The 12,075-nt window shown below is 39.2% G+C and carries 11 protein-coding genes; all 11 read right to left on the bottom strand.

Translation table 11 applies throughout. The features are described from left to right. Positions 1–4: 4 nt before the first annotated feature. The 11 genes from AACH41_RS07085 to AACH41_RS07035 are packed head-to-tail and all read right to left on the bottom strand — an operon-like array spanning position 5 to position 12,074. The gene (locus AACH41_RS07085; RefSeq protein ID WP_338653990.1) at positions 5–1,648 is read right to left on the bottom strand and encodes a GMC oxidoreductase; all 1,644 of its coding nucleotides are present in this window, start codon (positions 1,646–1,648) and stop codon (positions 5–7) included. After that, positions 1,641–2,861, bottom strand: a complete 1,221-nt coding sequence (locus AACH41_RS07080) for a glycosyltransferase family 4 protein (RefSeq protein WP_338653989.1) — start codon at positions 2,859–2,861, stop codon at positions 1,641–1,643. Before AACH41_RS07080 ends, AACH41_RS07085 begins: the two co-directional genes overlap by 8 nt. Position 2,862: 1 nt before the next feature. Next, the gene (locus AACH41_RS07075; RefSeq protein ID WP_338653988.1) at positions 2,863–3,831 is read right to left on the bottom strand and encodes an NAD(P)-dependent oxidoreductase; all 969 of its coding nucleotides are present in this window, start codon (positions 3,829–3,831) and stop codon (positions 2,863–2,865) included. A gap of 15 nt (positions 3,832–3,846) precedes the next feature. Continuing rightward, positions 3,847–4,365 (bottom strand): serine acetyltransferase, encoded by a 519-nt coding sequence (locus AACH41_RS07070; protein ID WP_338653986.1) that lies wholly within the window; start codon positions 4,363–4,365, stop codon positions 3,847–3,849. A gap of 38 nt (positions 4,366–4,403) precedes the next feature. Then, positions 4,404–5,828 carry an O-antigen ligase family protein gene (locus AACH41_RS07065; RefSeq protein WP_338653984.1) on the bottom strand — a complete coding sequence of 475 codons (1,425 nt, stop codon included), beginning with the start codon at positions 5,826–5,828 and terminating at the stop codon, positions 4,404–4,406. Between the two features lie 51 nt (positions 5,829–5,879). Beyond that, the gene (locus AACH41_RS07060) at positions 5,880–6,953 is read right to left on the bottom strand and encodes a glycosyltransferase (RefSeq protein ID WP_338653983.1); all 1,074 of its coding nucleotides are present in this window, start codon (positions 6,951–6,953) and stop codon (positions 5,880–5,882) included. Positions 6,954–6,973: 20 nt separating this feature from the next. Next, the gene (locus AACH41_RS07055) at positions 6,974–7,780 is read right to left on the bottom strand and encodes a glycosyltransferase family 2 protein (protein WP_338653982.1); all 807 of its coding nucleotides are present in this window, start codon (positions 7,778–7,780) and stop codon (positions 6,974–6,976) included. Continuing rightward, a complete protein-coding gene (locus AACH41_RS07050; protein WP_338653980.1) occupies positions 7,773–8,669 on the bottom strand; it encodes a beta-1,6-N-acetylglucosaminyltransferase in 897 nt (298 codons plus the stop codon). The genes AACH41_RS07055 and AACH41_RS07050 overlap by 8 nt, the downstream gene beginning before the upstream one ends. Positions 8,670–8,684: 15 nt before the next feature. Next, positions 8,685–9,551 (bottom strand): glycosyltransferase, encoded by an 867-nt coding sequence (locus AACH41_RS07045; RefSeq protein WP_338653979.1) that lies wholly within the window; start codon positions 9,549–9,551, stop codon positions 8,685–8,687. 31 nt (positions 9,552–9,582) lie between these two features. Beyond that, positions 9,583–10,566: an acyltransferase gene (locus AACH41_RS07040; RefSeq protein WP_338653978.1), complete on the bottom strand. Its 984-nt coding sequence runs from the start codon at positions 10,564–10,566 to the stop codon at positions 9,583–9,585. Between the two features lie 29 nt (positions 10,567–10,595). Then, positions 10,596–12,074: a lipopolysaccharide biosynthesis protein gene (locus AACH41_RS07035; protein WP_338653976.1), complete on the bottom strand. Its 1,479-nt coding sequence runs from the start codon at positions 12,072–12,074 to the stop codon at positions 10,596–10,598. Position 12,075 lies beyond the last annotated feature (1 nt).

The raw sequence follows: 12,075 nt of genomic DNA, 5'->3' as shown, positions 1-12,075 counted from the left end.
AAATTTAAGTTTTTAAAATTTGTGTATGCAAGTGACTTGCCAGTCTTAAAGAGAGGGCAACAATCGTCAACGTTGGGTTGGCATGTCCATTTGTTGGAAAAACAGATGAACTGGCAATAAATAAATTATTTACGCCATGAACCTGACAATTATTGTCCACAACGCTCTTATCCTCTGAATCGCCCATTCTTGTTGAGCCAATGTGGTGCCCACCCACAGGCAACGCGGAGGAAACACTGTTTTCTAGTCTTTTGGCATCAAACTCCAATCGGCAGTCTTTTGTTTTGTCTAGTAAGCTTTTTAACAACTCAAAAGATCTTATGCCTGAATTGATATCTTGACTCGTCATCCGCCACTCAACTTTAACTCTGGGCATCCCAAACTGGTCTGTTGCATCAAGTAAGCTAATCTTATTCTCTTTATCAGGCACTTGTTCACTATTAAACTCCAGCGGATAAGTGCCATTTTTGTTATTAATTAGGGTATATGGTAGCTTGCGCTTGGCAAGTTGACGCTTAAAAATCCAATCCATGCCAAATTTGGCAACAGAATGTGCATCTGTCATCACATTAAGCATATGTGCAGAATAATTTTTTTCGCCGGAAAGCTCTTGCCCGCCGTGATTCAAAATGGCCTGATACTCCTTAGCGAGAACTGATTTTGCAAGATATATAGTCGATAGCACACCACTGCCATGCGAGGCATCAGCATAGGCAGGAAAATGTAACCTAAATGTTGAATTCAAAAGACGATGCTGGTCTAAGAATGACTCTTTGAATTGCAGTTTACGCCTTGCGTAAATGCCATCCACCGTTTTTTCAAAATCAAAAAATGGTTTGCTTCCATTAAATCTTAATGACCCAAAAATAAGGTCGTAATGACATGCATAAAATTTACCAAGGCTAGCGTCAAAACGCGTCCAAGACGGCGTATGCTTACGGGTCGCAAGCATTAACCTTGTAGATTCAATGCCACCGCCGGCAATGACAACTTGTTTAACTTTGAGGTTTAGTCTTATCACGCCATTATTGAGTTCAATTCTGTCAACATACGTTCCAGACTCATTCATGTGCATCGTCGTAACACGTGTCTCTTTCAACACAAGAATGTTTTTTGAAAGCTTGAGCTCAGAACCAAATTTTTTTGCGAAATCAGTTGGCAGACTATATCGTTCAATAAGCTCTTTAATCTCACCGTCCAACTGTTTCAAATCCTCAAACATTGGTTTTTTATTGCGCAATGCTTTGATAGTAAAATCGTTGTTACCCGCATCACAATAGTCGAGAGCATCTGAATAAAAAGGAAATAATTCATTAGCCTCTATCGGCCAGCCACTGTTAGGTACATAATCGCGCTGCTTCAGATCGTAAGCGTCTAGCGGCACACAACGGCCGCCCCATAAGTGCGTAGTACCACCCAACCGCTGATAGCGATACTCAGTCGTGCTTGCATGTGGGCTGACTGCCTCTCCCATGTAAGCGTCTTCGTTTTCGACTTGTTTCCAATCGCCGCCCTCAATCAACAGCACACGTTGGCCTTTGCGAGCCAAAGCAATCGCCATTGTAATGCCAGCAGCCCCCCCTCCTACAACACAGACGGGATAAGACTCTAGCTCACTGAGTTGGCTGTTTTTTAGTGACTTAATCATGCGCTTCACCACCGGAAAATAGCGCTTCCAGTTTTGTCAGTTCAATTTGCAAGTTAAAGTCTTGCTCTATTTTTTGACGTGCATTTTGACTGACTCTGGCTCTAAATTCAGCGTCGTTAATGTATTTCTTAATTGCAGCACTTAAGCCATCTATATCTGAAGGCGACACGACCAAGCCTGAGTGGTCTGGAGTAATCAGCTCCACAACGCCACCAACATAAGTCCCAATGACAGGCACACCTATTGCCATAGATTCCATCAAAGAGACTGGGACACCCTCGGCAAAACTTGGCAGAATGAATAAGTCACTATTGGTTAACGCGTGACGAATTGTTTGTTGATCTGCAAAACCGGCAAAAGTAACATAGGCATTTAAACCGTGGCTAGAGGCCAGTTGTTCCAGCAATTTACGGTCTGAGCCATCACCATACAGGGTCAAGTGAAATTGTAAGCCTTGATTCTTCAGCTCAACCAAACTTTGCAATAAAACAGGAACGCCCTTCTCTCCTGCCAGGCGTCCTACATACAACATTTTGACAATCTCACGTTCGCGAGTCATTGCCTTTGGTGCAAACACATATTCTGAAATATCTACGCCACAATGCACAATCTTCAACTTATGCCAGTCTTTCTGATCTGAAAAAAGCATCATCTGGCTTTTACAATAATGGCTAATACAAACAATAAAAGATGCATTTTTTACTTTTTCACTCAAAGCCCAGTCTAGAGGCTCAAAAAAGATATGCGGTCCATGAATGGTAATACTGTAAGGGACCGAGCTCAATTTACTCGCGAGCATCGTCACAGAGCCACTGTTATCACCAAAATGATTATGCAGATGAGATACCCGATTGCTGAGTAACGATTGCGCGAGCAACAGGGCTTCCTGGAAATAAAAAAGCTGGAATAAAAACCCTTTTAAGCCGGCTTTAGATGTTTTAAATGCCAATTTCAGCGTTGAAAAATAGCGCTCCGGGTATTTGAAAATCCACCGCAAGTTCAGTTTTAGCAGCAACCATAGCTTTGCAGGTAAGAGATAAACCGTATTGGCACGTTCAGAGGCCACCAGCCCGCTCAGATTATGATCTGCCCCAGGCGCGCGAAGCGCATAAGTAAATACATCATGACCTTTTTCGCGCAGGTGCACCACTTCTCGTTGAATAAACGTATCAGTTGCCCGGGGATAAACACTAGTGAAGTAAGCAATGCGCATATTATTTTAGAAGAGTATCTGAATGGGGTATCCAGCCAATCAATTGGCGGGCATGCTGATTATCATATTTAAATGGTTTAAGACGCGTTGCAAATGCCTGAGGCTTCAACAAATCTGGTAGGTAAGCATGCAAGCCAAACATCTTAAATACTTTAAAGCAGCATTTGATAAACACACTAAACAACCGCCAATGGAGTTTTACGCACAAATGAGGCATGCGTTTAGTGCTGTCCAATAATCTCAAATATTGTGCTTGGGTAGGCAGGTTATCGTTCACAAAATGCAAAATCGTGTTCTTGGGCAATGTATTTAATGTAGAAACAGTCTTTGAGATTCCTGTGATTAATGACCCAACTTCAATCAGCGGAACTTCGCCCTCATTGCATACGATCAGAGCAGCACTGGTCTTTATAATGCCCGCATAGGCGTCACTAATGTTCTCCCCCTCATATACCAAGCCTGGCCTGATAATAATAGTCTTGGTTGAGGGATGCTGCGTGGCAAAATCAATGAAGGCTTCCTCCTGCTTTGACTTTAACGCGGCATAGCGTCCCATGCTGGGGAGATCACTGCAACGACGAACGCTTTCATTGATATTTTCTCCCGCCGGAATAGCATCAAAATCCAACACTGAAAGACTACTCATCCCAAGCAAAAATGGCGTTGAGGCGTTTTGAACTGCGTTCAATACCTTATGCGTTCCCTCTAATAGTTTATCAAATGAATCCGCTCTGCCTGGGCGCATAGTGATCGCTAAATGTACCACCACATCAATGCCTAAAGCAGATAAATCTGGCAAGTCAGAATTATTCAAATCCAGTTGAATAAACTTGTAATGCTCTGACGCTTTGGGCGAATCGATTGCGGACGGAACAATATCAACACCCACCACATCGTGCCCGTCCTCCATTAACTGAAGACACAGTTTTTTACCAATAAAACCATTTGAACCAGTAATAAGAATCTTCATTAACTGAATTTAAATTCAAGCAGGGTTAGATACAGATTTGACAATTTTTGCGGGAACACCTGCAACCGTTGAATTATCCGGCACATCAATCAACACAACAGACATTGCACCAATATTAACGTTATTTCCAATCTTTATATTCCCAAGCACTTGGGCGTATGCACCAAAGTTGACATTATTTCCGATGACAGGGGCAGGCCCGTCTTCATGTCTGTTACCAATGGTTACCCCCTGCCTGAGGGTACAATTCTCACCAATGATTGACTTTGAGTTAACGAAAATATTACCAAAATGCCAAATCCTCAACCCAGGTCCAATTTGAGCATCTTTTGGAAGACTTACGCCAGTGATCGTTTCGACTAATCTAAATAGTGGCCAATAAACAATATTAAAGAGGGAGTTTAATAAGGATTCGCCTCTCTGGTTTACACTTCTGGCTAAACGATAAAGTGCTATTGACCACACTGACTGTTCTTTAAGAAAAGCGCGCTTAGGGTAACGCTTCAGATCTTCTTTAAAATCGTTGCTAAACATATTTTGTAAATGCCGAATCAATACTTTAGACGTTTGAGTTAAAACTTATTTGACATTTGGGGTGTGGCTGACTTACTTTGAAGCTTGGTGTAAGACAAAATCAAACCAAGAATGAACCAGTGGTACCAGATATAACTTAAATAATCTAAAAGGTTATCCGAAGCGCCAGCCAACATATAATCAAAGGTAATAATTGAAGCTACAAAAAATAACAGCTTTTGAGAGGGTGAATAGTCTCTGAATAAGGCCAATATGTAACTTGCCATAATAGCAATAAAAGACAGCACCCCTAGAATCCCCAGCTCAAAGAAGAGCTGTATGTATACGCTGTGAGCTGGCAATTTTACAGTCTGCTTTTGAAAAGCATTCCCCATCCCAAAGTCGGTAGATAGTTGGAAGAAACTGGAAAGACCGTAGCCATAAAAATAATGTGATGGTGACATCCAGGCAATTGAATCTGTCCAATACTTTAAGCGCCAAGCAAACGAATTTAATCTCTCGTACCCTGTTGCACCAAAGGATGTGCCACTTTGCAAATCCAACAAGCGATCTTGCACATCTGGCAAAAGCAAAGCCAAAAATGCTGAAGAAAATATATAAATCATATATTTACGCTCAAAAATAATCGCATAAAGCATGAAATACAAACCGCAAGCAATCCAACCTGTTCTACTCTTTGTCATCACTAAAAGTGCTAATAAAACTAATAGATAAAATGGCAACAATTTTTGTAATGTTGAGCCGATGTAGTCGGGTTTTGTTTTTATTAAATAAAAGCAAACTGAAATAATTAAGGCGAGATAAAAGGCTAAACATGCTGGATGGTTAGTAGTGCTAAATAAACGCATCCCCTCACCCACATATAACCTGAAACCATGCGGATCCCTAAACACCATTGAGTAAATACCAAAAATCACTGGTACCACAGACGAATACAAAACAGCGCGTATCCACTTGCCAAAATCCTCATGAGTCTTGACCAACATAACCCCAAGATAGAACATCGCAGCATAAGATACAAACTGCAGAGCAACCTTAATACTCGTCAGCTTATTGGGAGCATATGACACTGAAATAAAAGACAATATCAGAAAAATAATCCATGAAATATTCACGTGCTGAATTTTCATGGTGAAGTTTTTTTCCTTGCTTAAAAACATCATAAGCGCAATCATAATGACTAGTGCATTCATAACTGCACCCAAGCCAAAACTACCAAGCTTTACCGCATCAAAGACAGGGTCAAGTGAGGCGCGTGTTACGACCACTAAAGCAAAGAATAGATAACGATTTAAAACAAATAATAAGCAAAGTATGAACGCGACGGGAACAGTAAATAAGTACGAATAATGCGTTCCAATAATACTGACAAAGGTAAGTGAAAAGACACCAACAAACATGGCAGCAAAAAATGCAGTAAACGCTAATGCAATTTTAGTGATGTTGATTGACTTGATAGACATTCAATTACCCTGCTTCAGAATGATAGTTGTAGAAGGTTTGAGACTTTTATTTCACGCATCGATACTAATCGTGGGTCTCTTTTTTATATAACGTGTTATCCAACTTTTTATAGCATACCACTCTTCCAAGTCAGCTTTAAATCTTAATTTAAATCGCAAAAACTTGACCAATAACCAGAAATTATTTCTTGTGGTTAACACGCTTCTGAAAGCAAGTTCTCTTGCTAATCCATCACTCTGCCCCATCGCTTTGACCAAGTTTGTTGAAAGGTAATTGAATGATTTTAATAAGTCTGTTTTTTCAGAGGATGGTTGTAAATTAATTAATGTTCCGCTGTAAGTGCAGAACGGTGCTGGATCAAACAGCTCAATACGATTTTTAGTACAAAATGCAGCCGCAAGATATCTAGAAATTTTCAATGAAAGTGTAATCTGATCGAAAGCTTTTTTTGCCCCGACATTTTCACCGTGCCAACGGTACTTGATGAGGTATTCATCAAGATTCATACATTTACCCATTATGCCAAGCTGACCAAACAAATAGTAATCCTCTGCCAGACCATTCACTTTCAGGCGCTCAGACTCTGGAAGTACCTTTAAAAAGTCAATGCCATAGCGAATACCCATCGCTTTAATTGCTGAAAAGCGAATCATTGTGGCTGGGTGTATCATCGGATTTTTAAAAAAGAATGAAACCTGCAGACGCGCAGGGTCAGTCGGAACGCGTATCAAGCCAGTTTCATTACCCTTGGCATCAATTTGTATGGCATGGCCGCCAACCACATCAATGCCAGGATTTGACTTGAATGCAGCTAAGGCAAGCTTCATGCGATCAGGCAAGGCAATATCATCCGCGTCATGCCGCATGACAAACTGGCAGTCACATAACTCCAATCCCTTATTGAGCAATCCGGACAAACCTACTGCGTCTAAAAACTGAAACACTTGAACTCTGCTATCCTTGCGCGCATATTCAAGTGAAGTTTCATAGCTGCCATCATCAGAGCCATGATCCAAAACAATCAAGCGCCAATCAGCGTAAGACTGTTGAATAATGCTTTCAATCGCTTCTGTTAGATAGGCTTTGCCGTTTTTAACCGGTAGTAATACGTCTATTGTCGCCATATATCAAATAGGGGGATTATCTAAAAATACTTTGATTTTTTAATTGGTTTTTTTGATCGGGCTTGAAATAACTCTTTAGCGATGGTGAAATGCAAAGTTGCACGATTCGTTCGACCTCTCATTTTTGCAAGCAAACCTCTGCAAAGCCTGAAAACAATATTCTTATAACCCAGCATATGCCGGTGAGTGTAATAGGCCAGCGCAACCTGTTCATTAATGAATTTTTGCTCGTTGACATTGTTATTTAAGTATCGAGCTTCATAAGCTTTGACCCTATAAAAATAAGCATTTTTTTCTCTTAGATAAAACGCTGCCCACTCTTGGTCTTCGGCAGAGAAAACCTCCTCCAAAAAAGGGCGTTGCATAATATGCTGCGTTTTAAGCATCGTGCATGAATTAGAAGCAGCTAAATCCAAGCTAAAGTTCGACTTTGTCACTTTTGTTGGCATCCAGGTATCAGTGGCTATAATGGTTGGCGTCAGGCAAAACCCCAAATATGTTTCGCTAGAAAAGTCATCCAGCTTCAATCCACGCTCAATCAAGGTAATATCATTAAGTAGTACGTGCGAACTAATAATTAATACCAGTTCCGTTTTAACCTGTTCCACGCCTATATTAATTGCCTTAGAAAAGTTAAACTCATCGTCTGGATAATCAATCACCCGTAACCCAAGCTGCTTGATAGCATTCTTTTGTGCAGGATCTTTAGATGAGTCTACGATCACATAGTCATCTGGTGGTGATGTTTGTTTCTTGAGTGCAATAAGCACCTCATTGAGCAACGGAAGGCTGTTGTATGTTCGAATCAATGCAGTATATTTAGGCATGTGTATGTTTCTTTATTAAATTCACAAGCGCTTGGGTATCCCCAACAAACTTACGGGCAAAAAGAATTTCCCCCTCTGGATAGTTCGAGCATTTCATCAAGTATCTTGATTGGTTCTTAAGCTTTGCTAGATGATTTTCAGTCATATTTTCTGGACTTGATTTACCCGCCTGCCAATCACTGTAAGTCAGACTTCTGGCAATTTTTGATGAGTAATGAGAGTTACCAATAATGGTCTGAAAGAACATCTCATCGGGAACTAGTACATTTTGATAAAGCTGCATGAACTTGGGATGAGTCTCAACAAATTTAAGGATATATTCGCAAGCTTCACGTGTTAAAGCCCACCACTGTGCTCCAGCATAAGGCACTAAACCGTTAAGCCCTTGTTGGTAGTCTCTCCTTATGCGTGGCAACCCTAGCGCCTTATACAAACGATATGCACGTTTTTTGATTTTTTTATATTTACCTTCAACATTAAATTCTTCAAGTAATGACAAAGGTTTGCCAGCTGCTAAATTTGGCATTTTCAAGGTACTGATAAACTGAGTTCCTTGATGGTTTTTAAAAAATTCATGAATATAATCTGCTGACTGAATTGGGTAGTCCGCACCGCTCAACAAAACAAAATAATCATATGGTTTCTCAGCAGCTATAGCTTGCTGCATTAACGCAAGCGTTGCCTCAATCTGTGAAAATGTCCCCCAATAAACCGGCACCCGTTGGTTACTAAAAAAAACCTGTGTGCCAGCTAAATGGATAAACTCATCCAGATTAGACTTTTTATCAATATGTATAAAAAAGTCAGTAGCGCTCGTTTTAAGCCCTTCCATCAATCGTCCCAGGTGAGCAGGATTATTATGTGCAAGAATCAAATAAGCTAGTTTCATATCTACACCGTTAGATCAGTAATATTTAACTGCCTTGTTATCCCTGCAATCTCTAAAAATTCTAAAAACTGTTTTGGGCATAAAACCAGCCTTTAAAAAATAACCCACATCGGCCGGCTCAAACTTAAAACCATAATAATCTGAGTAAACTTGGGCTGCTAATTCACGGCAGACATTATGGTTTTTTAATAGATTGTGCTTAGTAACAAACTTGACATATGAATCTAGAATCCTTGATTTGTTTAGCCTAGAGATCCTATCTCCACGAGGAGTAATATCAAAAATATACGAACTTATATCAAGCAGTCTAGCAGCACCATTTAGCTTTAAAAAACGATAAAAAAACTCTAGATCTTGCCATGCAGGCATACTCTCATCAAATAACCCTGCTTTCAGATAATTTGCTTTTGTTGAAAACAGCTGGTTTCCAACACAATTAGCATAATATAAATCAGTATATTCAACTGATGAGTTTTTTCTTGAGTAAGAAAAAAGACCTGCATTTCTGTACTTGTACTGAACATAAATAGAAGAAAAAACCACCTTCGATCTCTCTAAAATACTCCAATAATTAATGAGTGCCTCAATATGATAAGGCTCAAACTCATCATCATCGTCCAAGCCAGTCACAAACTCCCCTTGTGCCTGCTTGATAGCCATATTTCTCGCAACGCAAGCACCTTTACTTTGGCTATTAGATAAAAACTTAACCCGCGTATCTTTGGCAGCAAGCTCAGTTAAATAAGATTTAGTGCCATCGGTAGAAGCATCATCCACCACAATAAGCTCAACCTCACGGTGCGTTTGATTGAGCACAGACTCAATTGCCGCCTGCAACATATCCAGTCGGTTTTTCGTAGGAATATAAATTGAAATAAGCAAAGTTGCTTCCTATAACTTCAAAAATTAGGGGTTATCCCCATAAGTTGAGGCGATTTAAAAATCTTCTTGCGGGCACTTCAACAAAATAAAAACTTAAAACGCCGAGAATAGTAATGCAGCTTAAAAGCAGTGGTGTTGAGTAGTTTGATTTCAATGCATAAAAAGGCTGCTGCCATAAATAAATGGAAAATGAAACAAGTCCAATCCAATTTAATACTTTGGATGTGAGTATTTTTTGAAAACTACTAGAAAGGCCATCAAGATTGTTAATTGCTATGGCAAGAAAAATTGTACCCATGCTGTATTTAATAAAGTCTGGCACAGCATTAAAACTTAATAGAAAACCGAGTAAAAAAAACAAAATGGCTAAATTATCTTTTTTGTTAAGTGAAGATTTTTGCTTAAAAAGCAAATAGATATACGCGCCAATAAGGATTGAGGCGCCTCTAACATCAGATCGCCAATAAACATGATAGTAATCAAGATGATAGAATACCGTTTGCGCTATTCCATTAAAGATCATTAAGAGTATGATCGGTAACAAAATAATGGTTGGCTTGATTTTGGTTTTTTTTGTAAAAACTAACAATAACGCTAGCAGTATGTATGTATGCTCCTCGACACATAATGACCATATATGATCAATAGTAATACTTCGTCCAAGATGAAAGCCTGCTTCCAAGTAGTTATAAAAGAAGGTAAAGCATGAAAGGAAGATCAGTTTTGAAAATGCCAATTGTCCAAATAGTTTTGAAATTACAAAGTAGGCAATAATCAAAAAAAAGAACATGGCAGGCCAAACTCTGGAAATTCTTCTTTTGAAAAACTCTCTCAAATCTGTGTGCTTCTCAAAGAGTATTTCAGCCATTAAACGACCACTTAGAACAAAAAACATTTCTACCCCCAATCGACCTAGATTCACATCGGCGAGTGGCATAAAGTGACCAATAATTACAGTAATTATTGAAAGACCTCTCCAGCCGTCAAGCTGTAAGTATCTACCGTTATTTTTCATCAACATTACTAGATTGTCTCGGGTAAGTATTAAGTGGATTTTTTGATTTTTTCTTTCAAGCTCTCAATCAACTTGATTATTTCATGCTCCGGTGAAATAACACTACGCAGCTGAGCATTAAGTCCAAAGGTGACCGATAAGTAAATCACAATGCTTGCAAGACCACCGAAAATCAAATATGAAAGTCTCATAACAAAGTCAGAAGGAATTGGTACATATTCTTTAAGTAAAAGAATAGTTAAAGACATTATCAATGCACCAGCAATAGTTCGCATATTTGAATCAATCTGTATTAATAAAGGAACAGATAGGATCTTCTTAACCATCAGCATATTTAATAAAATCGTAAAAAAGTTTGATGTAAATCGTGCAATTAAAATACCTATTAGACCATTTGAAATGTACCCAATTATTAGTAAAGGGATTCTAACCAAGAGAGTAGCCATATCTCTATAAAAAATATTTTTAGTCATGCCTTGCGACATCGCTAATTGGTGAGCTGGAGAGGCAAGCGTTTGAAGTGAAACTAGAACTGCAATATATTGCATTACTGTTGCAGCGCCTATCCACCGCTCCCCTAAAAACAAGTGGATAATCAAGTCGGAGAATAATGCAATTGTTACCCCAACAGGAATCGCTATAAACGCAATCAAGCCCTGCGAACGTAAATAAGCTTTTTGCAATCTAGGAATATCACTTCCTATTTTACTAAATGCAGGAAACAGCGTTGCCTCAATTGGAGCAATCATTTCTCTAGTGGGTGTTGTTGATAAGTTATCCCCTACGGAATATATCCCCAGAGTGTTGTTGCCAAGTTTAGAGCCAATGAGAAATTGGTCAAACTTCATGTTTATGTTAATCGCAGCTTGACATAAAGTAAGCCAAACAGAAAAAGACCACAAATCCTTCACATATACCAAACTAAATTTTGGCTTGTAAGGAATTAGAATATAGGAAACTATTAAACCTGTTAGCTGGTGAACAATCCCTGCAATCACTAATGCCCAATAAGAGTGATATAAGTACCCGATGGCAACACCTACCAAAAAACCCAACAATTTCTGAGTTACATTTATAACAAACTCCTGCCAGAACTTTAGGTTTCGAGTAAAAGTAACAATTTTAGGATTACCAAAACCACTAATTAAAAGTACGACAGATAGCGCTCGTAAAATAAGCTCAAGCCTATGATCCCCATAAGATTGAGTTATAAAAGGAGCAGCCGAAAATAATATAAATGCAACTAACCCACCTCTAATTGCATTCATAGTAAATGCTGTATGAAAATGCTCCTCATGAATCTCATTTTTTTGGACTAAAGCTGATGCCAACGACAAATCCGTCACCGCGGTTATTAGTCCGAATATTGCTAATGCAAAAGAAACCAGACCGAAATCATCTGGAAGAAGAATTCTTGCAAAAACTATCGTGCTAATAAAAGCAATGATATTAACTAATAGCTTAGCGGCACTAAGCCACAGAGCACCCTTTAGTAAATCTTTTTTCATA

The sequence above is a fragment of the Methylophilus sp. DW102 genome (assembly GCF_037076555.1).
Classification (GTDB): Bacteria; Pseudomonadota; Gammaproteobacteria; order Burkholderiales; family Methylophilaceae; genus Methylophilus; species Methylophilus glucosoxydans.
Note: the sequence above shows the minus strand (reverse complement) of the source record. Positions and strands in the feature narration are given on the sequence as shown.